General features: G+C 43.7%; 35 protein-coding genes and 3 pseudogenes. 25 read left to right on the plus strand and 13 right to left on the minus strand.

The window, feature by feature from the left end; all coding sequences use genetic code 11:
• Positions 1-3 precede the first annotated feature (3 nt).
• Positions 4-1,134 (minus strand): tRNA guanosine(34) transglycosylase Tgt, encoded by a 1,131-nt coding sequence (tgt, locus tag DBK98_RS15360; protein ID WP_005806101.1) that lies wholly within the window; start codon positions 1,132-1,134, stop codon positions 4-6.
• The gene (gene lon, locus DBK98_RS15365) at positions 1,131-3,599 is read right to left on the minus strand and encodes an endopeptidase La (RefSeq protein ID WP_005806104.1); all 2,469 of its coding nucleotides are present in this window, start codon (positions 3,597-3,599) and stop codon (positions 1,131-1,133) included. Before lon ends, tgt begins: the two co-directional genes overlap by 4 nt.
• A 184-nt stretch (positions 3,600-3,783) precedes the next feature.
• Here lon and DBK98_RS15370 point away from each other — a divergent pair, with 184 nt between their 5' ends.
• Positions 3,784-4,497: a tRNA1(Val) (adenine(37)-N6)-methyltransferase gene (locus tag DBK98_RS15370; protein WP_005777798.1), complete on the plus strand. Its 714-nt coding sequence runs from the start codon at positions 3,784-3,786 to the stop codon at positions 4,495-4,497.
• 99 nt (positions 4,498-4,596) lie between these two features.
• Here DBK98_RS15370 and DBK98_RS15375 read toward each other — a convergent pair.
• From DBK98_RS15375 to DBK98_RS15405, 9 genes and pseudogenes are all read right to left on the minus strand, one after another.
• Positions 4,597-4,866 (minus strand): annotated as a pseudogene (locus DBK98_RS15375) (DnaB-like helicase C-terminal domain-containing protein); the annotation flags it as partial.
• Between the two features lie 256 nt (positions 4,867-5,122).
• Entirely contained in the window at positions 5,123-5,353 is a 231-nt protein-coding gene (locus DBK98_RS23325; RefSeq protein ID WP_032537146.1) for a hypothetical protein, read from the minus strand.
• A gap of 463 nt (positions 5,354-5,816) precedes the next feature.
• A complete protein-coding gene (locus tag DBK98_RS15380) occupies positions 5,817-6,347 on the minus strand; it encodes an HIRAN domain-containing protein (RefSeq protein ID WP_032537122.1) in 531 nt (176 codons plus the stop codon).
• Positions 6,348-6,507: 160 nt separating this feature from the next.
• The gene (locus DBK98_RS15385; RefSeq protein WP_005806113.1) at positions 6,508-6,873 is read right to left on the minus strand and encodes a hypothetical protein; all 366 of its coding nucleotides are present in this window, start codon (positions 6,871-6,873) and stop codon (positions 6,508-6,510) included.
• A 67-nt stretch (positions 6,874-6,940) separates the two neighbouring features.
• Positions 6,941-7,252 (minus strand): annotated as a pseudogene (locus DBK98_RS23330) (ORF6N domain-containing protein); the annotation flags it as partial.
• Positions 7,253-7,316: 64 nt separating this feature from the next.
• Positions 7,317-7,703 carry a hypothetical protein gene (locus tag DBK98_RS15390; RefSeq protein WP_005806115.1) on the minus strand — a complete coding sequence of 129 codons (387 nt, stop codon included), beginning with the start codon at positions 7,701-7,703 and terminating at the stop codon, positions 7,317-7,319.
• Positions 7,704-7,709: 6 nt separating this feature from the next.
• A complete protein-coding gene (locus tag DBK98_RS15395; protein ID WP_005806117.1) occupies positions 7,710-8,144 on the minus strand; it encodes a hypothetical protein in 435 nt (144 codons plus the stop codon).
• Between the two features lie 83 nt (positions 8,145-8,227).
• Positions 8,228-8,794 (minus strand): ORF6N domain-containing protein, encoded by a 567-nt coding sequence (locus DBK98_RS15400; RefSeq protein ID WP_005806119.1) that lies wholly within the window; start codon positions 8,792-8,794, stop codon positions 8,228-8,230.
• 62 nt (positions 8,795-8,856) lie between these two features.
• A complete protein-coding gene (locus DBK98_RS15405) occupies positions 8,857-9,357 on the minus strand; it encodes a hypothetical protein (protein ID WP_005793911.1) in 501 nt (166 codons plus the stop codon).
• A 364-nt stretch (positions 9,358-9,721) separates the two neighbouring features.
• Here DBK98_RS15405 and DBK98_RS15410 point away from each other — a divergent pair, with 364 nt between their 5' ends.
• From DBK98_RS15410 to DBK98_RS15440, 7 genes are read left to right on the plus strand one after another with little or no spacing between them, the layout of a single operon-like run.
• Positions 9,722-10,330 (plus strand): hypothetical protein, encoded by a 609-nt coding sequence (locus tag DBK98_RS15410; protein ID WP_032537121.1) that lies wholly within the window; start codon positions 9,722-9,724, stop codon positions 10,328-10,330.
• Between the two features lie 3 nt (positions 10,331-10,333).
• Positions 10,334-10,534 carry a helix-turn-helix domain-containing protein gene (locus DBK98_RS15415; protein ID WP_005793906.1) on the plus strand — a complete coding sequence of 67 codons (201 nt, stop codon included), beginning with the start codon at positions 10,334-10,336 and terminating at the stop codon, positions 10,532-10,534.
• Positions 10,531-10,821 (plus strand): hypothetical protein, encoded by a 291-nt coding sequence (locus DBK98_RS15420; RefSeq protein ID WP_005793904.1) that lies wholly within the window; start codon positions 10,531-10,533, stop codon positions 10,819-10,821. Before DBK98_RS15415 ends, DBK98_RS15420 begins: the two co-directional genes overlap by 4 nt.
• Positions 10,805-11,038, plus strand: coding sequence for a hypothetical protein (locus DBK98_RS15425; protein ID WP_005793902.1), 234 nt, complete (start codon positions 10,805-10,807; stop codon positions 11,036-11,038). Before DBK98_RS15420 ends, DBK98_RS15425 begins: the two co-directional genes overlap by 17 nt.
• 23 nt (positions 11,039-11,061) lie before the next feature.
• Positions 11,062-11,511 (plus strand): hypothetical protein, encoded by a 450-nt coding sequence (locus tag DBK98_RS15430; protein WP_032537120.1) that lies wholly within the window; start codon positions 11,062-11,064, stop codon positions 11,509-11,511.
• Complete coding sequence (locus DBK98_RS15435) at positions 11,508-11,873, plus strand: hypothetical protein (RefSeq protein ID WP_005806128.1); 366 nt, start codon at positions 11,508-11,510, stop codon at positions 11,871-11,873. The genes DBK98_RS15430 and DBK98_RS15435 overlap by 4 nt, the downstream gene beginning before the upstream one ends.
• 22 nt (positions 11,874-11,895) lie before the next feature.
• Complete coding sequence (locus tag DBK98_RS15440; protein ID WP_008768837.1) at positions 11,896-12,105, plus strand: hypothetical protein; 210 nt, start codon at positions 11,896-11,898, stop codon at positions 12,103-12,105.
• Between the two features lie 49 nt (positions 12,106-12,154).
• Here the strand turns inward: DBK98_RS15440 and DBK98_RS15445 are convergent, their stop codons facing one another.
• Positions 12,155-12,451 (minus strand): hypothetical protein, encoded by a 297-nt coding sequence (locus DBK98_RS15445; protein ID WP_011202819.1) that lies wholly within the window; start codon positions 12,449-12,451, stop codon positions 12,155-12,157.
• A 130-nt stretch (positions 12,452-12,581) separates the two neighbouring features.
• Here DBK98_RS15445 and DBK98_RS15450 point away from each other — a divergent pair, with 130 nt between their 5' ends.
• Genes DBK98_RS15450 through DBK98_RS15460 form a run of 3 tightly spaced genes read left to right on the plus strand, consistent with a single transcriptional unit; the run spans position 12,582 to position 14,213 of the window.
• Positions 12,582-13,028, plus strand: a complete 447-nt coding sequence (locus DBK98_RS15450) for a DUF4494 domain-containing protein (RefSeq protein ID WP_032537119.1) — start codon at positions 12,582-12,584, stop codon at positions 13,026-13,028.
• 13 nt (positions 13,029-13,041) lie between these two features.
• Positions 13,042-14,037 (plus strand): phage integrase SAM-like domain-containing protein, encoded by a 996-nt coding sequence (locus tag DBK98_RS15455; RefSeq protein ID WP_005806133.1) that lies wholly within the window; start codon positions 13,042-13,044, stop codon positions 14,035-14,037.
• A gap of 26 nt (positions 14,038-14,063) precedes the next feature.
• On the plus strand, positions 14,064-14,213 hold the full coding sequence (locus tag DBK98_RS15460) for a hypothetical protein (RefSeq protein ID WP_005793888.1): 150 nt from the start codon (positions 14,064-14,066) through the stop codon (positions 14,211-14,213).
• Here DBK98_RS15460 and DBK98_RS15465 read toward each other — a convergent pair.
• The gene (locus tag DBK98_RS15465) at positions 14,197-14,391 is read right to left on the minus strand and encodes a hypothetical protein (RefSeq protein ID WP_005806135.1); all 195 of its coding nucleotides are present in this window, start codon (positions 14,389-14,391) and stop codon (positions 14,197-14,199) included. The two genes, DBK98_RS15460 and DBK98_RS15465, sit on opposite strands and share 17 nt — an antisense overlap.
• 363 nt (positions 14,392-14,754) lie before the next feature.
• Between DBK98_RS15465 and DBK98_RS15470 the strand changes: the two genes are divergently transcribed.
• From DBK98_RS15470 to DBK98_RS15535, 14 genes and pseudogenes are all read left to right on the plus strand, one after another.
• Positions 14,755-14,973, plus strand: coding sequence for a hypothetical protein (locus tag DBK98_RS15470; protein ID WP_005797370.1), 219 nt, complete (start codon positions 14,755-14,757; stop codon positions 14,971-14,973).
• 28 nt (positions 14,974-15,001) lie between these two features.
• Positions 15,002-15,214, plus strand: coding sequence for a hypothetical protein (locus tag DBK98_RS15475; RefSeq protein WP_005793868.1), 213 nt, complete (start codon positions 15,002-15,004; stop codon positions 15,212-15,214).
• A 195-nt stretch (positions 15,215-15,409) separates the two neighbouring features.
• Positions 15,410-15,811, plus strand: a complete 402-nt coding sequence (locus tag DBK98_RS15480; RefSeq protein ID WP_005819053.1) for a hypothetical protein — start codon at positions 15,410-15,412, stop codon at positions 15,809-15,811.
• A 53-nt stretch (positions 15,812-15,864) separates the two neighbouring features.
• Positions 15,865-16,023, plus strand: coding sequence for a hypothetical protein (locus DBK98_RS15485; RefSeq protein WP_156127631.1), 159 nt, complete (start codon positions 15,865-15,867; stop codon positions 16,021-16,023).
• A gap of 34 nt (positions 16,024-16,057) precedes the next feature.
• Positions 16,058-16,291, plus strand: coding sequence for an SEC-C metal-binding domain-containing protein (locus tag DBK98_RS15490; protein WP_234059001.1), 234 nt, complete (start codon positions 16,058-16,060; stop codon positions 16,289-16,291).
• A gap of 48 nt (positions 16,292-16,339) precedes the next feature.
• The gene (locus DBK98_RS15495; RefSeq protein ID WP_009292350.1) at positions 16,340-17,284 is read left to right on the plus strand and encodes a DUF4373 domain-containing protein; all 945 of its coding nucleotides are present in this window, start codon (positions 16,340-16,342) and stop codon (positions 17,282-17,284) included.
• A gap of 28 nt (positions 17,285-17,312) precedes the next feature.
• Positions 17,313-17,990, plus strand: coding sequence for a hypothetical protein (locus DBK98_RS15500; RefSeq protein ID WP_009292351.1), 678 nt, complete (start codon positions 17,313-17,315; stop codon positions 17,988-17,990).
• Between the two features lie 3 nt (positions 17,991-17,993).
• The gene (locus DBK98_RS15505) at positions 17,994-18,179 is read left to right on the plus strand and encodes a hypothetical protein (RefSeq protein WP_005806155.1); all 186 of its coding nucleotides are present in this window, start codon (positions 17,994-17,996) and stop codon (positions 18,177-18,179) included.
• 15 nt (positions 18,180-18,194) lie between these two features.
• Complete coding sequence (locus DBK98_RS15510; protein WP_005793854.1) at positions 18,195-18,686, plus strand: hypothetical protein; 492 nt, start codon at positions 18,195-18,197, stop codon at positions 18,684-18,686.
• Positions 18,687-18,816: 130 nt separating this feature from the next.
• Complete coding sequence (locus tag DBK98_RS15515) at positions 18,817-19,248, plus strand: hypothetical protein (protein ID WP_005793852.1); 432 nt, start codon at positions 18,817-18,819, stop codon at positions 19,246-19,248.
• Between the two features lie 40 nt (positions 19,249-19,288).
• Positions 19,289-20,148: pseudogene (locus tag DBK98_RS23645) on the plus strand (S49 family peptidase).
• A gap of 26 nt (positions 20,149-20,174) precedes the next feature.
• The gene (locus DBK98_RS15525) at positions 20,175-22,391 is read left to right on the plus strand and encodes a hypothetical protein (protein WP_009292352.1); all 2,217 of its coding nucleotides are present in this window, start codon (positions 20,175-20,177) and stop codon (positions 22,389-22,391) included.
• A 59-nt stretch (positions 22,392-22,450) separates the two neighbouring features.
• Positions 22,451-23,269, plus strand: coding sequence for a hypothetical protein (locus tag DBK98_RS15530; RefSeq protein ID WP_005793848.1), 819 nt, complete (start codon positions 22,451-22,453; stop codon positions 23,267-23,269).
• Positions 23,270-23,429: 160 nt separating this feature from the next.
• On the plus strand, positions 23,430-24,365 hold the full coding sequence (locus DBK98_RS15535) for a hypothetical protein (RefSeq protein ID WP_005793847.1): 936 nt from the start codon (positions 23,430-23,432) through the stop codon (positions 24,363-24,365).
• The last annotated feature ends 83 nt before the right edge of the window (positions 24,366-24,448 follow it).

Here is a 24,448-nt window from a genome sequence, read left to right on the forward strand (position 1 = left end):
AGTTTATAGTCTTGTTGACACTCTTTTCACCATCATAGGTTTCCAGGTTGAAAAGTCCCCTGCAATAATGTGCTTGCGTGCTTCTCCCACCAACCACAAATAAAACGCCAGATTATGGATAGATGCTATCTGCATGGCCAGTAGTTCCTGAGCATGAAACAAATGGCGCAGATATGCTTTACTGTACAACGTGTCCACATACGAAGCACCATCAGCCTCAATAGGAGAGAAGTCTGCTTCCCATTTTTTATTACGCATATTCATGATACCATCTTTCGTAAACAGCATTCCATTTCGCCCGTTACGGGTAGGCATTACACAGTCGAACATGTCAACTCCACGTTCAATGCCCTCAAGAATATTAACCGGCGTGCCCACACCCATCAGATAACGAGGTTTGTCCTTCGGAAGTATTTCATTCACTAACTCTATCATCTCGTACATCTTGTCTACAGGCTCGCCTACAGCGAGTCCGCCTATGGCATTGCCATCTGCACCTTTAGAAGCTATATACTCTGCGGATTGTTTACGTAAATCAGGATATACGCATCCTTGCACAATTGGAAACAAAGACTGATTGTAGCCATATTTAGGTTCCGTCTCGTTGAACCGTTGAATACAACGGTCAAGCCAGCGATGCGTCAATCCCAATGACTTTTTGGCATATTCATAATCCGAATCTCCCGGCGGACACTCATCAAATGCCATCATAATGTCGGCACCGATAATACGTTCGATGTCCATTACTTTTTCGGGAGTGAAGATATGCTTACTTCCATCGATATGTGAACGGAATTCAGCTCCTTCTTCACGCAATTTACGAATTCCGGATAAAGAAAACACCTGAAAACCACCGCTATCGGTCAGCATCGGACGATCAAATCCATTGAACTTATGCAACCCACCGGCCTTCTCGAGCACCTCCAGTCCCGGACGCAAATAAAGGTGATACGTATTTCCCAGAATAATCTGAGCTTGAATATCCTCTTTCAATTCAGTCTGATGTACTCCTTTCACACTGCCGATTGTACCTACCGGCATAAATATAGGGGTTTGTATTTGCCCGTGGGCTGTCGTGATCAGACCGGCACGGGCATTACTTTTTGCGTCTGTATATTGTAGTTCGAATGTCATTCCTGGCTGGCTTTCTTTACGGATAAATCAATGGCATCGGCAACCTTCTCCTGGGTCAACGCAATAGCAAAAACTTCTTTTACATCATTCACATAATGGAAAGTCAGTCCTTTCAGATATATATCCTGTATTTCGTCAATATTCTTTTTATTTTCGGCACTCATGATGATCTCTTTGATACCGGCACGTTTAGCAGCCAGAATCTTCTCTTTAATACCACCCACCGGAAGCACCTTACCACGTAAGGTAATCTCGCCGGTCATAGCCAGGTTAGCCTTTACTTTACGCTGTGTCAAAGCAGAAGCCAATGAAGTAGCCATTGTGATACCTGCCGAAGGACCGTCTTTGGGAATAGCTCCTTCGGGAACATGGACATGAATATTCCAGTTATCAAAGATTTCTTCATTCAGGTTCAGAAGTGAAGCGTGTGCTTTGATATATTCAAGTGCCAACATTGCAGACTCTTTCATTACTTCACCCAAATTTCCGGTTAAAGTAAGACGACCGCCTTTGCCACGGCTCAAGCTGGTTTCGACAAACAAGATCTCACCTCCTACAGCTGTCCATGCCAAACCTGTTACCACACCGGCATAATCGTTGCCCTGATATTTATCACGTGTATATTCCGGAGCCCCCAGGAAGTCGTACAAATCAGCCGGTTTAATTTCGGTTTTGGAAAAGAAACCATCCGTAGCATATTGACGGGCGGACTTACGAAGGATCTTACCGATCTTCTTTTCCAGTTCGCGCACACCGCTTTCACGTGTATATGATTCGATAATAGCCTCCAAGGTGTCTTTTGGAATCTTGATATCGGTTTTCTTCATACCGTTTGCTTCCAATTCTTTCGGCACTAAATGTTTCCGTGCGATCTCCACTTTTTCCTCGGTGATATAACCACTTACTTCGATTAACTCCATACGGTCGAGCAATGGTCCCGGGATAGTATTTAAATTGTTTGCCGTAGCGATAAACATCACTTTAGACAAGTCATAATCCACATCCAGAAAATTATCATGGAAAGCCGTATTCTGCTCCGGATCAAGCACTTCAAGCAAAGCAGAAGAAGGATCTCCCTGGCGATCGGCACTTACTTTATCAATCTCGTCCAAAATAAACACCGGATTAGAAGATCCGGCTTTTATCAGGTTTTTGATGATACGTCCCGGCATTGCACCGATATAAGTTTTACGATGTCCGCGGATTTCCGCTTCATCGTGCACACCTCCCAATGACATACGGATATATTTCCGTTTCAATGCAGCGGCAATGGATTTACCCAATGACGTCTTACCGACTCCCGGAGGACCATATAAACAGATAATAGGAGACTTCATGTCACCTTTCAACTTCAGTACCGCCAAATGTTCCAGAATACGCTCTTTCACCTTTTCCAGACCGTAATGATCTTTATTAAGAGTCTTTTCCGCATTCTTCAGATTCAGATTGTCAGTGGTATATACTCCCCACGGAAGATTAAGCATCGTCTGCAGATAATTTAACTGCACACTGTAATCAGGTGATTGAGGATGAGTACGTTCCAGTTTAGCCAATTCTTTCAGAAAAGTCTCATGCACCTCGGGACTCCACTTCATGTGTTCCGCTTTCTGACGCATTTCCTCTATTTCTTGTTCCTGGCCTCCGCCACCCAATTCATCCTGAATGGTTTTTATCTGCTGTTGCAGGAAATATTCACGCTGTTGCTGGTCAATATCTTCACGAGCACGCATCTGGATAGATGCTTTAATTTCGGCCAGTTGTACCTCGCGGTTCAAAATTTCAAGTAACCGATAGGTACGTTCGCGCAAAGAATCGATGCGTAACAATTCTATTTTCTCGTCCTTCTTTAATGGAAGGTTCGTGCAGATAAAATCTACCAGGAACATGTGATTCGTCAGGTTCTTGATGGCAAACGCCGATTCCTGATGTAAAGAGTCCGATGACTTAATATATCGTATTGTTAGGTCTTTGCAGGTTTCTACCAATGCCTGAAACTCCTTATCGTCTTTCGAAGGTATCTCTTCGTCAATAATGTTCACTTCTCCTTTCAGGTATGGATGTGTTTCTGTAATGTTCTTCAACTCCAGGCGTTTCATCCCTTGGATAATGACTGTTGTCGTCTGGTCAGGCATTTCAAGCACACGTACAATCTTACCTATCGTTCCGATTGGATGCAAATCTTCGAATGCCGGTTCGTCTGTTTCTGCCATTTTCTGGCAAACTACTGCAATATAGGATTTTTTCTTATCAGCTTCCCTCACTAATCTCAAAGATGATTTTCTACCTACAGAAACAGGCATAAATACTCCGGGAAACAATACCATATTACGGAGGGGGAGAACCGGAAGAGTTTCACCAACCTTAATATCAAACACTTGATCTTCATTTCCGTCAAAATCGGCAATCAATGAAAATGCGTTATCATTCTGGTCATCCATCTCTCTTAAATATCTTTCTTTCTTCATTTCGTATAAATTAGTTTATGTCATATCAGCGAGCATAAAACGTTCGCAAAGTTAATCGATTCTTCATTAAGAATAAAACATCTGTTCGATAAAAACACAAAAACAATGCCAAATAATAATACGGACGGAATGTCATATCACAATATTTACCTATTTTTGGCGAACTTAATTATTTATTAGCTAAATGAGCCAACCTTATTTTCAGTTTAAACAGTTTACCGTTTGGCACGATAAATGTGCCATGAAGGTAGGTACAGACGGCGTCCTGCTCGGGGCATGGACTCCCGTAAAATCCTCGGTCCGCATTCTCGACATTGGTACCGGCACAGGACTGGTGGCACTTATGTTAGCCCAGCGCAGTACAGCTTCCATTACAGCCCTTGAGATTGATGAAGCCGCTGCTGCCCAAGCAACAGAAAACATAAACCGCTCGCCCTGGAAAAATAGAATAGAGGTAATCCAACAAGATTTTAAACATTATAGCAGTAAAAATGGTATATCCAAATTTGATACAATAGTTTCCAATCCTCCTTACTTTAACGCTTCATTAAAGTGTTCTGACGAACAACGTAATAAAGCCCGTCACAACGACAGCCTGACATATGAAGAATTATTAGCAGGTGTATCCGGACTACTTTCGCAAGAGGGAGCATTCACTATAGTGATACCAATGGATGTCGGTGAGCAAATTAAAACACTTGCTCATAAATATGGGCTATATCCTTCACGTCAACTCTTTATCATAACCAAGCCCGGCGGAACGCCCAAACGAACTCTAATTTCATTTAGATTCACCAAACAGACATGCGAAACAGAAGAATTACTGACTGAAACCTCCCGTCATCAATATAGTGAAAAGTATATAGAACTCACCCGGGATTTTTATCTGAAAATGTGAAAAAACTAACACAAGTTCCATCTATAAAGCCGTGCAAGCGTTCTGTCGCAGATGGTATTCTTGGTATTATACGATGTGCATCAACAATTACATAACCAATTCACCATTGAACCGCAAGAAACCATCAACAAGAGCACTATTACGGAGTTTGGCAATAATTATCTCAGGCATACCGCAAAGATCGTTTCCTTTATAATCTTGAAATATCTCATAATATCCCAGGCGATGAATGAATATCACCATATCAGAATCATCGCATAAAGTATCACTATCCCGCAAATCGGTCAATTGAGAACGCTTAACTTCAAATCTTTTTCTACTTTCAATAGCCCGATTCATTTGAGAGATAACAATTAAAGGTATATATAAGATGGTTGGCTATTCTACAAATTATTCCCTTCTTGTATCCCATTTTAGAAGAGAAAGAAAGCATTTAAGTTTATCAGTGTAAATTGCTGCATGTACGATATGCTAATTTTCAATGGGAGCTTCTCATCTTTCTGTTTCACAGGTTGGCATAAGTAGAATTATATGGATAACATTTTAAAATTTGCGTTTTTTGCAGTATTTTCATTCTTGAAGAATCATAAATCCTGGTTCTTTTTCAAATTTGGTGCTAAATTCTTTATTTCTTTATTTTCAAGTTGATAATTGTCCTTTTTGCTTGCTTTAATAAGAAAGACCAGACACCGCCTGAATAAGATAACTCGAGTTTCGGAAGTAAATTTGCGGCGTCCGAGCCGGTATCTTCATCCTTATACCTTTCTTCAATTAACATTGTTAACGCCTTTTGCAGGTTGTCAGGTTCTTGTGCGCAAACAACAAGTCTTTTGCATTTAAAGAACTTGTTATTCACATCCAAAGAATAAGCTTTAACTCTGTGTTAAAACAAGCTTTTGAGAACAGAAATCTTACTTTTTAAAGATATTGATTTTCAGATGGTTTATCCTAAAATTCGCTTCTTCACCTCACGGATGGACTCTTCGGGGGAAAGCCGGGATACTTGCTTTTTTGTCAACTATAAGCGAGGGCTTACACTTCCGAAAACGGAATTAGATTCCATGAGTAAAAGAAAACTTATCACCAAATTTGAAGAAGAACTTAAATCCTTTTAATACCCATCTGATAAATAAAAAACACTGATAGTTAAGTTGCAAACTTAATTACCAGTGTTTTTTTATTGTCGGGGTAGCGGGATTCGAACCCACGACCCCCTGCTCCCAAAGCAAAATAAAACGCTGATAATATATTATATATCAATTATATAGAAATAAGAGATCATTCTTTTGCATGAAATTTGCACGCAAAAGGACTTATTTCTAAATTTTAATGTCAGACTTAAAGCCTAATGAAGATTTCCATTCTTCTTTTATGTAAGCTACTCCATAGATTTCTCCTTGGTGTATCCATATTCGAAATTTAGCTTTAGCTATACAATTATTATTTAACATAAATTCATAAAGCTCTCTATTTTGTTCTCTTCGAACGTATCCCATTAATTTGTGATCTCCTTCTCTGTAGACTCCAACCGCATATTTATCATACCGATTATTAAGCTCTGCTTTTGCATATCCTTCGTGTACGCCAATGTCAAATCCTGTTAGCGCTTGATATCTCATTCCTCCTAATTCGTAATAACAATATCCAGGTCCTGGGTGAGGCAACTGTCCTATTCTTACCAAATGCATGGATGCACTCTCCTGAATAGAGTGCATATTGGGAGGAGGGAGTATCTGATCTGAGTTTTGGTTGTAACGAGTACATATTATCTTTATTAAATAAATTGATATAGCGATTATAACCATGATATAAGCTAACACCAATACCATAATAATAAATTTAGCCGTCATATTTAGGTTTATTATCTATCCTTTAACATAAACTTAGTCAATAAATTATCTTTTAATCCATTTGCGACAACTCGCAAGCGATCATTTAAACTCATAATAGTTTAGTACTTAGATTTAATTTGACTGTAGCACAACTAAACAATTAAGCACATTTTTTAGATCATTTTTTTATGTTACCATTCTCAGTCCTGATTTTTTCCATCTTAAACTCCAACAATTCTTGAAGAACTTGAATTTTTCGTTTTAATAGGTTATTTTCCATTTTAAGTTCTTCTACTAAGACATCGGAACTAATGCTCGAAGAAGAATTACACACCCTACCTTTGCCTCTAAGAAGCCACTCGGAAGAAACATCTGGCAAGCATGCTACTATAGATATTAATGTATGCAAATCAAGACTCCTTGAACCAGTCAACTTTCTACAAAGTGACGTTTCCGACATAAGAATCATACCAGATAATTCTTTATAAGTAATATTCTTTTCAACTAAAAATTGATTAAGCCTTTGCGTTACAATATCATGCATCTTTTATATTCTATTAGATTTGTTTCAAAGTTAAGGATTATACACTCTTATTATTCATTATTTAGATTTAATAAAACCCTATTGGATTACAAGGTTTTTCTTCCGCCTTCTTTTCGCTTGCAATTCTGCCAAAGTTTGATTAATTAATTCCAATTGCATGCACGTATCATCATTTATATCATTGTAGTCAGTAAACACTTCTTCGATATAATCTTTTGTTAATCTCAATTACAACTTCACTGTTTAAAATAGAGGAAAGCATAGCTACGCCCAACTCAATAAAAGCAAAAGGCATATACCTTGTTCCATCCCTTTTGTTTGAGGTTATAAATTGACTCAAAGTATTTAACATAAAGTCGTCATGAAAACGTCTTATATTACACTATAGCATAATGCAAATAAAAATACGGGCTAGATAGATCCAAAATAAAATATCATTCAAGCTATTTAGTCTTGTTCTCTACTTTTCGGAGTAGTCCGGCTAGTAGTTTATCTTTTAATACCACCTGAGCCCTTAGAGCTTCCAATCTTACCTCCATTTGCTGCAATCGACTTTTATATTCATTTACCGAAACAAGAGTTATCGGCATCTCAGGAGTGGATTTATCTTGAATCATTTCTCCCTCTCCGGTTAAAAGCCAAGTCGCGTTTAAATTCGGTAGATACTTAGCTAAATTCTCCAAAACTCTAGCCGGAGGTTCTGTATTACTCCGAACAGATAAAAAACTATAAGCTCTTTGGTCCGATATTTTTGCGGCTCGAGCAAAAGCCGCTTTATTCCCATGAAAAAATTCATTTACAACAATTCGTAAACGATCATTTAAACTCATAATAATCTACAGTTTAGTATTTAGATTTAATTCTGTTACAACTTGATCTCTTAATAATCTATTGTCATCCTCGAGCTGACGAATACGCTCTTCCAATATACCATTTTGCTTTAATAAAGTTTTAACCTCTTCTCTTTCTTCTTTATACATACTGTATATAAACGAGGTCTCCCCTGTAAATATAGGTACTGATGAAGATACAATAGAAACACCAGAACTAGATTTCAACATATCACCCTCACCGCGAAGAAGCCATTCAACAGAAAGATCCTCAAGCCGTATTGCAATGGATATTATTGTATTAAGATCTAGCGTTCTTGTACCATTCAATTTGCCTTTAAGCGTCGCCTCTGACATAAAAATCATAGCCGACAATTTTTTACAAGTGATATCTTTCTTAGCTAAAAACAGTCTAAGCCTCTGCGCTACAATATCATACATGGTTTATATTCTTCTAGAACTCTTTTCAAAGTTAAGAATTATGCACTTTTACCATTCATTGGGTATCAGCGCATATCCATTATTTAGTGTTTAGGTTTGATAAACCCTATTGGGTTACGAGGTTTTTCCTCCGCTTTCTTTTTCGCCTGCAATTCCGCCAAAGTTTGATTAATTAATTCCAATTGCATGCGCGTATCATCATTTATATCGTTGTAGTCAGCAAATGCTTCTTCGATGTAGTCTTTTAATGCTTTGATTTCGTCTTTCAGTTTATCGACTCTATCAATCGGAGGATTGGAGATTAAATGACGAACTGCTATAAATGCCCTTATAATTTGAATATTAATCTCAATTGCCAAATCGCTGTTAAGAACTGAAGAAAGTTGAGCAACTCCATGTTCAGTGAAAGCATAAGGCATATATCGGGTCCCGCCTCTTTTTGAGGTGCTAAAACTGCACCTCAAACTGTCGAATTCTTCCTTCGTTAGCTCAAACATAAAATCTGATGGAAAACGTTTAATATTATTTTTTACTGAACGTTTTAAATATTTAGTTTCAGTACCGTACATTTCCGCCAAATCAAAATCCAGCATAACCTTCTGTCCACGTATCTCGTATATTTTGCTTTGTATTAATTGCAATTGGTCCATATTTCATTTAATAACTTAATCGTTTCCTTTGCTTAACCTCTCAATAATCACCCAAAGAAATGTCACGCTTTTCCTGCTAACGGATGTTTGGAACTTGAAGGACGTTCTACGGGCGGATAATCTTCTTCGTAGTCTACTAATGGTAGATCGGAAAAAGTATCGGTTATCCTATCAGCTCCTGACTGACTTCTTAATGATTCATTGTCAGCTTCGAGTTGGCGGATGCGTTCCTCTAAAACGGCATTCTGCTTGATTAGGGTTTTATTTTCATCGTCTTTCTCTTTATACATCTTATAGATTAAAGAGTTTTCATCTGTAGATGCTGACTCAGCCCGATGAAGGCCAAGGTCTTCTCTTTTCTCCCTCAACATCTCACCTTCACCTCTAAGCAGCCATTCAGTAGATATGTCGGTATATATACCACACATCTTCATTAATATATCCGCGGTTGGATTTTTAGCTTTATTTATGTACCCTTTTGATAGGGATAATGTTTTCTCAAATCTATAATCACTAATTCCTTTATGATTAAGATATTGCTTAATTCTGTCGATTATATCCATAAGATGATTAGGTTAATAAATTATAATAGTTGAAAATATACCACCAATATTTTTGATAGTGGTTTATATTCCACTATATTTGTCCCCGTATTCAAATCACTCAAACGAAAACGGATACAAAAAAGGGCTGGTCGAGAGCGCTCGTCACCTATATTTTCGCATTTATCCATTCGCAAATATAGCCAGCCTTTTTCTTTTATCCAATAATTCGTATAAGAATTTGAAAGCGGCGCGGTTGCGTGGAAGTTTCCGCGAGATTTAAGGGTTAACAAAGACATTGATAAAAGCTCGTTCCGAGTAATAGGCAAACTTCCACATTAGGCCTATGAAAGGTTCGAGCTTTGCTTTTTAAGGAGATAAGAATATGGAATCAAAGTTTCATGAACTGAAAAGCAGGCTGCTGAAGAATATTGACCAGACGTCCGAATCTAGGCTTTATATGAATATACAGCTGGCTCAAAACTGCGAAACTCTTATGTCTATTATCAAAAAGGATATCGGATATCTGGCAAAGGAAGGTATCCTTTCCCCCGGCATAGCAGAAGATTTTAAAGACGTATTTCTATCTGCCGGCATAAAATGTAACTCCGGAGGCTCATCCGGGTATATGTTAATATGGGACGGCACTGCGGTTGATATTTCCGGAACTGCCACGGCTGTAATCTGGAAAAGTGAACGAGCCTTCATCAAAGGACGCGCATGCGCTTTCCTTCTTGGAGAGGTCTCTGCAATAACCTGTGAACGTTCGATGGTCATTGCGGCAGGAAGCTCCACTATCCTTGCCGAGGGAGATTCCGTTGTTGGAGTTTCAGGCTATCATGCCTCTGTAAAGGCGTCAGGCTATGCTACTGTCGTAAATATGAACTGTCCCAACATTGACCTTCGTGACAACACCCGCCTTTGGCTTCCTGCACGCGGAAGCTTTGCAGCCCGAAAAAATTGTGATATAATTGTTAAAGACAAGGAGGAATAAGTCATGATCACATCCGAAGAACCAACAGTAAGCAGCACCGGTCGCTATACCGTAACCCAAACTTGCGAAATACTCGGAATACACCGCAACACTTTAAGGGAATATACCAGTAGCGGACGCATAAAATGCGGATTTCGCCGTGAGTCAGCACGAAAATTTTACGAAGGTAAGGAAATCATAAGATTCTGGAGGGCACAATTATGAATGAAACTTTCCTCGCCCTGTCCATGTGTCTGTGCATCGGCCTGTTTTGGGCCATCCTATTCCTGTTCCGGGCTTTGGAATCCCGGATCAGGCAGGATCTTACCGGACTTCGCGGCAAGATAGGCGAAACAGACTCCCGTCTTTTAAAAATATACCTCCTGACTCTGGAGGAAAAGATAAACAGCCTTATCGAAGAAGAGAGATACGAGGAAGCACAGAGCCTGACGCTCCTTCTCAAAAAAGAGCTTAACCCATTAAATGAAGAACAAGATGACAAACATGAATAAGCTTTCCAAACATATCATTATCGCAATCATTACGATAACGACCATTGCCGGCTGTATCTATGCCGGAAACGTAGAGCGTAACGATGCCGTCCTCTCGGGCATGTCCATGGAGAAGTACCAATATATCCACGACCGGATCGGCGGGCGGGCTTCCTCCTCCGATGTGGTGAAGGAGTACCTGCGCAATCAGGGATTTTACGATTCAAAAGATTATTAACCATAAACGGGAAAGGAGTACCCATGTTAGTGAATCATATACAAGTGGCCTATGTGCTACAGATAACACCCTTGGAAGCCAAATTTATGCTGGCTCCGCATATCGAGAGAATCTGGGAGATGGTCATACCCGGAAAAAAGGGTCTGGACGAATGCGCAAGGCTCGTCAGGAAAACAGATGTGGTAGAAAGCCTCTTGCTGAATATCAGATTCCGCCATCCGAGCCCCGAACTCGACGGCAAAGACCGGATAGCATATACCATTGAGAAACTGAAAGAAGCGCCTCTCAGTCTTAAAAAGAAGATAGCGGATGATCCGGGCTGCCTGAAAAGCGGGAAAATATCCGGCAAATTCCGTGCTCTGAACAGTATCCTCGAAGAGGAATCTATAAGAGAAATACTGCGCCTAAGAGGCGGTCATATTGGCAGAAAAGACACGGCCATGTCCCAAAAGCAAAGGAGGCGAACGTCATGATCCTGGCCGTTGACTTTGACGGAACGATTGCGCGAAGCAGCTTTCCCGATATCCTGGGGGAACAACCGTATGCCGGTGAAGTGCTGCGCAAATTGCACGAAAGAGGCCACTATATCATTATCTGGACCTGCCGTAGCGGAAAGAACCTGCTTGATGCAATCAACTGGCTACTGGAGCACAACATTCCCTTTGACAGGGTGAACGACCACTGCCCGGAAAATATAAAGCGGTACGGGAAAGGATCCGGCAAGATATACGCCAATATCTACATCGATGACAAGAACCTCGGCGGGTTTCCCGGATGGCTCCGTTGCCTGGAAGAGATAGAGCGGATGGAATCTGAGGAAAACGACCAAATATGACATATATGGAACTTTTGAGAACATGAAAGTAATACATGTGCATTTGATCTTCAAAAAGAAGAACTACTATTTCGGTTCGCTCAGCGCCATTTTTGAACATCTGAGCGAAAACGATATAGGAATCAAAAAAGGTACGCTACTGCATCGGTCCAAAGAGGGAACGATCTCAACGGACCGGGCGATCATCATAAAAGGAGTCCTGCTTAAATGCAGGAAACATGTTAAACAATAACCAATGCCGGTACTAAAGGATGCCGTCGGGAGTGTGCCCCGGTTAAGTTTTATATTTTGCAAACCACTCCCCGGGGAGAAGTCCCCGGGATTCGGTTCCCCCGAAGCGGGAGGCTTAAAATGATCAGCTTATGAATATCATCCAGACCATCCCCCGTATCGATTGCAAGGCATTCGCCAAATGCGGAAAGAAATCCCTGTCCCATTGCAGGAGGTATAAGCTTACGGATGAAGAGTGCGCCGGCTGCGAGTTGGTCCGACGGCGGGAAAGAGGCAATTATCGCACCTTGTCCGACGGTCGTGTGATAAAACAGTGCTCCGTTTGCGGTGAGTGGTATGGCGTTCACCGGTTTTATCCCAGAACCCTGAAGAGAGGAGAGAAGGTATATTTTACTTTCAGTTCCGAGTGCAGGAGATGCAAGTCACTGAAAGCTTCAGCATACCAAAGAAATAAACAGCAATTAAAAATCGAATGATATGGCAATGCATACCTGGTTTGAATGCAAGATCCGCTACGAAAAGACGATGGAAAACGGAATGATTCAGAAAGTTACCGAGTCCTATCTGGTAGACGCTTTGAGTTTTACGGAAGCGGAAGCACACATTATTGAAGAGGTAACCCCGTTTATAACAGGAGAGTTTACGGTATCGGACATTAAACGCGCCAATTACAGCGAACTTTTTGTCAGTGATGAAGAAGCGGCGGACCGCTGGTTTAAATGCAGGCTCTTTTTTATCACCCTGGACGAAAAGAGCGGCGCCGAGAAGAAAGCTATCTCCTTTGTGCTGGTACAGGCCGCCGACCTGCGTGACGCCGTGAGGAAGCTGGACGAGGGAATGAAAGACACGATGGCCGATTATCAGATAGGAGCGGTTACGGAAACGGCTATTGTGGATGTGTACCCATACGGTTCAACAGCATAAAACGCCTCGAGTCATGCTTGCCCTTGTCAGTCCTGCTTGCGAGGTTAAACCCAGAAAGGACTATATCAACCATTTTCGCCAGAGCAAACCACTGGAAGGCATCTATTTTACCTCGTTTGCCCAGGAAATGCTTGAAAAGCGCTCCAGACGAAAGTCTGCACACTATGCCGCAGTCTATGATGCCATCATAAAGCACGTAGACAATTTCTCGAGAGAATACGACTGTGATATTTTCACCAATTCGGTTACAGCCGAGTTTCTGGATGACTTCATAATCTATCTTGAGAATTGCGGGCTACGACATAATACGATTGTAGGATATATCCAGAAGCTCCAGTCGCTTATCCGGCGGGCATCGCAATATAACTACGCCGTGGATACCACTTATGATGAAATTGACATGAAAGAAGAGCCAACGAATGCGATTTTTTTAAGTATGAACGAGATCACCCGTATCTACTATTACAAGTTCGCCAAACAGGACAAGCGCAAAGCCAAGGAGCGAATCCGGGACTTGTTTGTCATCGGTTGTCTGACCGCCCTAAGGTATTCGGATTACTCGACATTGACCCAAGACAACCTGCAAGGATGTTTCATAGTCAAGCGTACCAGGAAAACGAATGTGGATGTAAAGGTTCCTGCACATGATTATGTCAAAGAGATATTTGAGAAGTACGACGGGGATATTCCGACAGGACTATGTATCCAGCACTTCAACAAATATCTTAAGGTGATCATGCGTGAAATAGGCTTGACTGACAAAGTTTCCTATTCATTTACCCAAGGCGGGAAACTGCATACGGTAACTAAAGAGAAATGGGAGTTAATCAGCAGTCATACCGCCAGGAGATCGGCTGCCACGAATATGTATCTGACCGGCCGCATGAAAACATTGGAGATCATGAAACTCACCGGACACCGGAGTGAGCATAACTTCTTCCGGTACATACGGTTAACGGGTGATGATACCGCCAGATCCATAAGCGGAGATATGTTTTTCAGAAAATAAACTTGTTAAATTTTAAAATTACGATTATGATAAAAAAAATTATCCGGTATTTGAGAAAGCGCAAAGATATGAAATTGCGCAAATGGTGCATAACGCTGGCAGCAAACGAATTATCTCGCGGAGAGGCTATCGATGCCGCCAACGAGATCTACAAGTGGGTTAAAGAGCAGCCTTAATCAAAGCCTTAACTTCTTCGTAAGATTCTTGAGCGTTAATAAAGATGTCCCCCTTGGACGACGGCGCTGTGAGTGTAATGCGCGTACGGCCGTCTTTTATAGTGTACAGACAACTGATAGTGTTAACATTCACAAGAAATTTGCCATTTTCTGTTGAAACTTCAATAAATTTTTTCATGGTGATAATTTTTAAAATTCGACAATGGCAAAAATAGAAATAAAAAGTAAGGAGCGCGTCTTTCTATATGATAATTTTAAAATTCGACACTTTGATTTTATCTCTTGGCGCGCTCTTTATTGACCGAAGTTTAGATTAGAAAAAGATAGAAATAAAGGATAAATATGGCCTGGATGGTAACCCAAAAGAATATTAAGATTCATACCTGCATTGACGGTATAGATTCAGTTGAAGATGTCAGAGTGATAATCTCGCATAAGAAATTGAAAGCTCTTGGTGCGAAACGTAGAGTTTATAAAGACACGAGAGAGAGCTTTTTTCTTATTGAATCCGATTGTGAAATCATCCTCTAAACTTGAAGGTATGAAGAAATATTTAGCAATTGAAATTCGTGGTGAAATATTCGTTATGAATGATAATGATGAATTAGGAGGACTGATAGATAATGATGTCCCGTTTACGGTCATTGGTCATGTATGCACCGAAGAATGTAATACAACATGCTTACATTACCGTCAAGGTACGTGTCCCTGTAAAATTATGAAAGATACTTTTGGTAAAGTAATTCATGTTTTTGTGTGATTTAAAACAATTAAAAAAGAAGCTAATTATGACAACAACATTCAATACTCTTATCACAGGCGATTTATTCCGTTTTTCGGATGAAGAAACGGTTTATATCGTATGCTACAACAAGCATTGTGTAATCGGAAATAACGTAATTGAAGAAGTTGAGCACCCCAATCATAAACAAAATATTACCCCATTTATGATGGATAGGGAAGTTATAAAAATCCCTGATAATGAAATAAACTATGTTTAACGCATAACCAAACAAATATGAACGAAAAACAGACATCCTTTTTCTTTGAGCAACCAAAGGCTGTCGCTCAATTAGTACATGAATACACCAAATCAATTATCCCCGTTTTTCAGCCCATGAATTGGCTGCAACGCAGAATGATGAAATGGTGTTTCGGATTTATATATGAAAAGTTAAATTCTTAATAGTTTAAACATGAAAATACATTATTTCTACAAAAGAAATTATTCTCAAGGTTTTTACGACCTTGAGATTGTTGCCTGGCTGGAAGAAAAAGAAACATCCAGGCAGGGGATTGAGAGATTGAGTTTTACTCGACTGGAAAGGTTGAGAATCTTTCTGTCTAAAAGTGATCAATACCATGTCCATACTATTGACCATGATTTTGGTAGAGACAGCTGCCACGGACACTTTGCCCATACTCGTAAGGAATTAATTGAAGATATGAAGAAATGGGGTCTCCAACCTATCGATCGGAATAATTATGAAAGATTTCGGAAAGTAGCCCTTGCTCTTTATCATAAACAGTCCTTAGTTGATTTCTCAGATTTCAAAGGAAAGCAGAAATACAGCATTCGTCAGATTATTGGTGATTAAAATATAACAAATAAAATTTGAACCTAATGCTGTATAGGTAAGCGTAGAATTTTATGAAATACGTAATTTTAGATTTTATAGACGAGTCCCTTAGCGAACTTGCAAACAGAGAACAACGAAATCTACTCAAAGAATTGTCAAGTGAAATAGATTCCCGTCTTCAAGATGTCGGCGAAGAAAAGGACGATAAAGATGAATTCGAAGAAGAGTGATAACACTGCCATATGGCGGTTAAAAGTCTGCCGTATGGCTCAAAACCAAAAAGATATGAAAGAAAAGAGAATGGTTTCTGTGTTAATCCCGAAAGACGGCTTTACAGGATTAATAGCCCAAAAGACAGGTAGAAATAAAGTGTGCCCTTGTGGCTCTGGAAAGAAAGCGAAAAAATGCTGTGGTGCTGATACCAAGTATTATTCCCGGCAACCGTGCGATTCTGAGACATCGGAAGATCGAAAACGTAGATTTGACGGAATAAAATAACGCATTGGAATAAATAATAACGCAACTATTACCCAGACCCGTTTTATTATGGCAAGACCAACGAAACAAGGTATTGAATACTTTTCCCTTGATGTGGATTTCTTTTCGGACATTAAAGTCCGTAGAATCTCCAAGGCTTGCGGTCCGGCTTCGACCTCCATACTAATTTGCCTGCTGTGTAATATCTATCGAGATAAAGGGTATTACATCGAGTGGGATGAAGATTTGCCTTTTGTGGTGGCTGACACCATTGGTACCACCGAGGGCGCAGTAGAGGAAGTAGTAAAGAAAGCCGTGCAAGTGGGATTCTTCGACAAGTCATTGTTCGACCAATACAGGATCCTTACCTCAAACGGTATTCAAAACCGCTTCAAAAGCGCCGTTTCCAGACGTGAAGGATTTGAGTATATTCCCGAATATCTGGTTTCTGTATGCAATAACCCCATTCAATCGAATTTCTGTATACAGAAACCCTCCTCAACCGAGTTTCTGCATGCAGAAACCCAGCCCAACCGAGTTTCTGCATGCAAAAGTACACAAAGTAAAGTAAAGGAAAGAATATCTCCCCCTCCTCACGCGCGTGAAGGAGACATTTCCGGAATCAGACTTTTTTCAGACAAGTCTTTAACCGAGTGTTACGGGGAGCTGAAAGCGAATATCCCCTGGATGGAGCAATTCTGCATGAACATCCGTCTGGATTATCCGGATTTTACCCCGGAGCTGTTTTATGGCTTTCTGGACAGGTTCTTCCGTAAACTCCAGAATGAAGGGGAAATAGTCAAGTCACCCAAGGATGCCATGTCACACTTCGCAAACTGGTTGAATATTGAACTTGAAAAATTAAAAAAAGATGGAAGTAGAACTAGTAAAAACCACCCTGCATGCGGTTCTGAGCCCGTCTCAGTTGCAGAAATCCTGTGTCCGAAAGAAGGAGCTGACGCCTCTCCAGATCTCGTTAAAAACTGGATCGACGGCCTCTCAATTGGTGGATGAATGGGGCGGGACAATTGCCCAACTAAACATGGGCGTCCCACTTTACGATGTCGCCGCAAACGGAGAAATCCCTACATTGGCTGATGTGGGTGTGGTCTTCGGTAATTCGACATCCGTTCGGATTATCACAAGCCATCTGGAATCCGTTCTGAAGTACGCCGGCGTTGAATTGAGCCGCGAGCAGATGGCGGAAACCGCGCTGGCGATGCTTTCAGGATACTGGTTCCTGAACCTGGCCGAGCTCTGCATTTTCTTTACCCGCCTTAAGGACGGAAGTTGCGGGCAGCTTGTCTGGGGAAAGAGCCTAAACAATCAGGCGGTCATGGTCACCCTATCGGATTTCTGCAAGGAACGCCGTGAAGTGATCATTCGCAAAGAGACAGAGCGGATGGCCCGGGCTGTGGAAAAAGGCTTTTCCAGAACGGAGGATTTTGCCGCCGGTATTGTGTTGGGCGTACAGGGTATAGCCGTGAAACGTGAACGGGCCAAGGCCGACTTTAATGCTTTTTTGGAGTTTTTCCCCTGCCTGCCATCAGGATATGACCCGATAGCTTTATGGAAGGCCTGGGGCGGTGATCCGGATGCCATCAACTTACTCTTCGGCAACAATCCGCCCGGAGTGGAAGCGGCGGCGGAATCTGTCGGCAGATACCTGTGTGATTACAATGTCTATCAGGCCCGTGTAAAGGCCAAAGCCTCCTTGTAAACCATGCAAGTCGTCATCTATTGGCAGAAGAAATCCACCGCCCACCATCGCCGACGGATCCGTGACAGATTCAGGCTTCCCGAGGGTATGACCATTAACGGTGAAACTCCCGCCGATGTGAGGCCGGAGGATATGAAGGAACTACAGACCCTGGAAGAAATGGGTTATATTAAATTAAGAAACAAGTAAAAAAAACATCAACTTATGATAACCACGAAAATAACAGTAGAGCCGCACCTGGCTCAATATTGCTACGCCAAATATTCTTCCGATCCGGAAGGCAGCATGCCCGTCCGCTTTGCGGACCATCTGGATGTATACCATCTGGTTTATAACCTGCTGGAAAAACGCCCGGTTAACTGTCCCCGGGATAATGGCAATCTTGAGATCGTCTTGCCGGACCGCAGGCAGGGTGACGTCCCCGGTGGTAAATCCCCGGAGCGTTTCAACTATCTGGGCCAGCGCAGCCAGGGTATCATCAATAAGAAGCTAAAGCTGATGATGCGCGCCGAGCTCCATGACTTTATTGACGAGAACAAGCACCGGTTCGGTATCGACCAGCTTCAGTCAGTCCACTGCTTTATGAAGAAGTACTGCATTGACAGCTTAAGCGAGGATGCTCTTCTGAAAGACTACCAACGTTGGCGTGACCGGGTAAGACGTTCCAGCCTTAAGCGGCCCTACAAGAAAAAGTAGCATATATTTCACCTACCAAGCGTAGTTAATTGTCCTTTTTAGGAGGTAAAATTGACGGAAAAATGACGGAATTTTGACGTATTTTTGATGGAAAAATACGGAGTATTTGAAAATCAATAAGTTATACAATATGAAAACAATAAAAAGACCCTATACCCCCGTTTGTGATCTGGAGTTGGTTCCGGTGGAGTGTATCAGTGATTTTGCAGTCATCCTGCCGCGCGCTTTTATTGCCGTGCGGGATGGTTCTTATCGCATTCCTGTTATTCCGGGATCATTCACTCCCGGAGTCGAATCCGAGCAGGCGGATTCAGGAACTATATATTATAATGTAGGGCATACGTTCGAGGTTGCCTTGACAGGACCGGACAGCCAGGAGTTGTTATCTGCCTTGAGCCTTCAGGACCTGGTGGCCATTTATACGAATGAAGCGGGAGAGCGTATTGTTTCAGGCAGCCCGCAAACACCACTTAAACTTACTTTTTCCATTGTTTCGGGCAAATACCAGTGCAAGTTATCCGGTAAGCAGGTTTATATCGAGGCCTATCACAGTCCTTTCTAAAGGATTTGCAAAAGGTTTCTTTTGCATTAAAAAAGAAACCGTGGATAAGATTCAGCAATTTTTTTTCGATAAGTGGGCCATTGAGGAAAGGAGATACCACCAGCTCCTTTCCATTCTGTTGCCCGGTCTGAAAAACGGCAACCTAGCGTCGGTGGAACAATATCTGGGGGTCAAGCATATAGAGGCCTATGCCGCCGTCCCCTATGTAGCCGACCGATGGGAACTGGATGACGCCTCCCTCCCTCAAGGAGCGGTAGTGGTGCTTACCTGTGAAGGCGTGCTGTATAGCTGGGAGACCTACCGGCTGGAGAGATATATTTCCGCCGCGATGGCCAACGACCGCATATCGGGTGTCGTTCTGTTTGTGAACGGGCCCGGAGGTATGATTACGCGTGTGGATGTCCTGGAAAAGCTTATACGGCAGTCCCCCAAACCCATAGTGGCCTATATCACGGGCGTATGCGCTTCGGCGCATTTCTGGTTCGTTTCCGCATGCGCACGCAGATCGTCTCCTCGCCCATGGATGAAATCGGCTCCTGCGGGGTGGTCTACACTTTCCAGAGCTTCAAGGAGTATTACGCGCAAATGGGGATTGAGATCGAGGACATTTACCCCGACAGTGCGGACCTGAAGAACCGCGCCTATCGCGACAAGGAAGAAAAGCAGGATGACACCTTAATTAAAGAGAACCTGTCGTTTTACCACCATCTTTTTGCACAGACCATCGCCCGAAATCTGGGAGTGAAGTATGACGCGCAGGATCCCCTGTTCAGAGGGCAGACTTTCTTTGCCGATACGGCACTGGCCAAGGGGTATGTGGATGCCTACGGAAGCCTGGAGGATGCCATCCTGTGGGTATCCGCCCAGAAAACCGTAAAGCGGGCTAACAAGATGATTTAATACTCACTATAAAAGTAAATTTGTTTATGAAAAATTATTTCGCATCATTCATTCCGGCCGTAAAGGCCATTCTGGGTATCGAGGCCTGGAGTAAGGACGCCGACAAGAAAGACGCGTTACTGGAAGAGCAAAAGCAGAAACTTAAGGCATTGAATTTCAATGACACCTTTATCAATGGTTTTTGTGAGGCCCTGAAGGATGGATTCCCGGAGGATTCTTCCCGCAAGGACGGGGAGTCGGGCACGAAAGGCAGTGGTCCTGACCCCAATACCTCCAACGCAGTAATACAAGGATTACTGGCTGATATGACTGCCAAGCTGGTTACAGCCCAGGAGGAAATCGCCGTGCTTACCAAAGAGAAAGGGGAACTTTCACAGGAGGTATCCGCCAAACAAACAGAAATCACCGGTTTGCAGACCAAGATCCAGGCCCTTTCCGGCCTTGCGGAGCAGGACGGGGGGAAAGGCTCCCAGCATGCACGTCTGGAACCGGACGCTAAAGATATTGTTATGAATTGGGATGACGAAAAACAACTGGGCGGCCTCTCGGGGGAGATGTTCGCAATGGACCGCCCTTATAACCAGCGCCTGCGCGCAGAGATGCTTTACCGCAAGGGGTTGACCGTTCAGGTGCCCACTGCCAGTTCGATCGATTACTCCCGCCTGAAAGAGGACCTGGGAGCCTTCTACCGCATCCCCTGGCAGGAGCGTTTACAGTCTTTCCTGACCCTGCTTCCTTCCATCGAGAGTATCTTCCCGCTGGAATCGGGATACCAGGATCTGGCCGTGCTGACAAACATCTGGTTGGGTGAGTTCTCCCAGGCTGACAATACCGCCAGTGATTTCGACAATGTAACGAAAGGTAATTACGAGTTCGACAATGAAACGCTGCGCATGTCGAGCGTCATGTTCGCGCATAAGTTTAAAGACCTCAAGGCACTTGAAAAATCATGGATCGGTTCTTATAACAAGGAGGGGTCGCAGGTCATCAAATGGTCGTTCATCGAGTACATTCTGGCCGAGACTGCCAAAAAGCTGCACAATGAACGCGAACAGCGACGTATTAACGGCGTCCGTAAAGAACCGGACCTGAACAAGCCCGGACGTGCGATGGAGGCTGCCGACGGGCTGTACGAATTCCTGGGCAAGAAGGTGAACGGACACATTGACATCAATAACGGCAAACTGGTTTACCAGGTAAAACCCTTTGAACTGGGTACCCTTTCTCCTGAAAATATCGGTGAGAAGATCTACCTGGGCACCTCCATGATTCCTGCGGTCCTGCGCGACTCGGGTTCCCTGGCCCTGTATATGCCCTCACACATGGTCGTGTGGTACCATAAATACAATGAGATGCACTATGGCCAGAACCAGGACTATAAGGCGGGTATCATGTTTGTGAAGGAGTATCCGTCCGTGAAGCTCATACCGGTTCCCAACGCTGACAACCACCACCGCATCTTCTGGACTATGGAGGGTAACATACACCTGTTCGAGCACCAGAGCGGCGAAATGACCCGGTTCAACATCGAGCAGCAGGACTGGACGCTGAAGGTATGGAGTAACTGGAAAGAGTCCGTGTGGGCTTATGCCGTCGGATTCAAATACACTAAAAAGGAAGATATGGACTATACCCGGCAGATGATTTTCTGCAACGAGTACGACCGCCCGGCTTCCTATTTTGTGGAAGCTGACAAGGACGCCCAGCCATCGGCCGGCTCCCATACCTCGATCGTGACGGCCAGCAATACGAACCTTTTGGCAATTACCGACATTGAGAATGCCGTGGTCGGAAGTGTCATTACCCTGAAATGCGGAAGCGTGAACAAGGGGGTAAAGATTGACAAGAGCGGTAAATTCGACCTGATCTCCGCGGCCTGGGAACCCAAGAAAGGCGATATGATCCGCCTGATGAAACGTGAAGACGGCAAATTCATCGAACTGGGACGGGAAACAGGTGCCACGGGAGCCCTCCAATTCCCGGATGATGAAGCAACGCCATCGCTTAAGGGAGGTGACGTCTTCGTAACGGGAGCCAACACAACTCCTACCGCAATAACGAATTTTACCGACGCTGTTCCCGGCAAGACCTATACCATTCATGGAAATGGGGATAAGAATGCCAGCACGATTGCTGCGGGAGGCAACTTTGTGCTTACCTCAGGGATGACCCTTGGTACGGGGAAATTCATCAGGCTGGTAAAGGCTGATGACGGAAAATTCTATGAAGTGGCCCGCGGCTGATAATTTATCACCAGGGGGGGATCCCCCCCTGGTTTTTCATCACTTAAAAATCGAGATATATGAATAATTACGTTAAGACTTCCGTTCCCAGACCGGTGGGCAATCCCGGAAACGGTATCAACCCCAAAGACGTGCTCACCCTGATCGACATCGACGATCTGGTCTATTTCCCTCCCCGTGACGGTGCCGGAGTGGTGCTGGAGGATGACATCGTGGTAAAGCCGTCGGCTTACTCCACGGACTTGTATTTAACTCCCGGTACTGTGGAGCTGAGCTCCAACGGTGAAGGGGAAACCGACGCCAAGGGCTTCACCCCTTCGGTTAAGGGAAAACATCCGGGTAACAAACAGGAGGTTCGTGAGTTCAAGACCAACTGGCTGGGACGCCACTGCATAGCTATCCTGCAATACTGCAACGGGCAGGATCCGGATATCCTGGGTTCCCCTTGCAACCCTTTGGAAATGTCGGTCAATTATACCGGAAATAAAGACGGCAACGCCTCGGAGTTCACCTTCACGCAGATAAGCAAAGGAGACGATATCGGTATCTATAAAGGCACCATCCCACACGAAGAGCCGGTGGCGACTGTTCCCGCATCGGCAACGGAAATTCCCTTTAAAGGCCGCGGGCAGTACCAGCTAAGCGCCGGAGCGGCCAAGATCGCTACCATTAAGGGGGCCAAACACGGCGACCTGTTCACCCTGCTCGGGGTGGTGTCCGGCGTAGCTCCTACAATCGAAAAGGCAGGACAGACAGCCTTCATGCTGAAAAACGGAAAGACGTTCACCGCTTCACCGGGCAGCCAGATTACTTTCAAGGCCTTCGATACCGGTGGGGGAGTCATCCAGTGTGTGGAACAGTCGAGATTCGAGGTTTAATGCCCTTAGGATTGTATGATGGTCTGATATCAAGACCATTCCACTTTCAGGCAATTGCCTTGTTTTCCCTTTACGGGGCAAGGCAATTGCCTTTTTTCAGTCCTTTGTACCGCAGCCGGTATCGGGTATCTTTACGGCGTATCATTTAAAATTCAATTCAATGAAAGAGCAAATCATTTCCTATTTAGAAGGACCGCGTGATTACTCCCAAGGGGTAGCCCTGTATGAACAGTTCGGTCCCAACCGTATGCTGAAGGCCAAGTTCCGGCAGATCGGGGAGTGTGAGATGACAAGGAAAACCCTTATCGAGGAGCTGCGCAAGCTTTCCGGCATGAGCGAGGCGGAATTTGCCGGCATGCACAGGAAGGCGCACCATATTCCGTCGAAGGCGGAACAGCCTGTCAGCCCTGCCCCTGTCAGGATGTATGCGGACGACCTGCTTATCGCCCTTGCCTCACGCCTGGGGGTAACGGTGGAAAAACTGGTAAGCGACGATTTTGTAAAAGAGCGGCTCTCCCAAAGTCCGGATACGGAACAGGTGCGGGGTCTGAAGGAAGAACTCGAAAACGCACAAAGCAAGTACTCGGAGGCACCGGAAACCGTCCGTAAGGCTATCCGCTTCCGGGAGGAGTTTCCATTCCTGAGACAACCGGACTGTCCGGACGAACTCAAGGTGCTCGTAGCGGACATGTTCTCCGCTTATGACCTCTATCGGGAAAGCCACCGCATGCTGGTCGAGACACCGGATGACGTGGCCACCGGGGAGACTTACCTTTGGGCTAAAACGGCCGTGGAGAACTTCCTGGAGAACCGCCAAATGTGGGAAGAGTTGGAGTATTATAAGAATAACGGAGAAATCCTCGGAAAGGCGCAGGCCATGCGGCAGGCCAGGGAGAAACAGGAAATCTCCTCCCTGACGGACCTGGAACTGTCCAAGCAGCTGGGTAATGCCAAGTCTAACATATCCAAGGGGAAAAACGAACTCGAAAAGGCACCGGATGAAGAAAAGAGGGTCAAGGCCATGGAGAAGACCCGCAAATGGACGGAACGCAAAAATCTGCTGGAGGCTGAAATGGAATCCAGAAAAAAAAACTGATTTTTCATCGCCGGAGGCTGGAAATCAAAAGGGCCTCCTGGCTGAAAATGGGGACCCGTTACCTTCATCCCTGCGACCGCAGT

Source organism: Bacteroides sp. PHL 2737 (assembly GCF_004115325.2).
Lineage (GTDB): Bacteria > Bacteroidota > Bacteroidia > Bacteroidales > Bacteroidaceae > Bacteroides > Bacteroides hominis.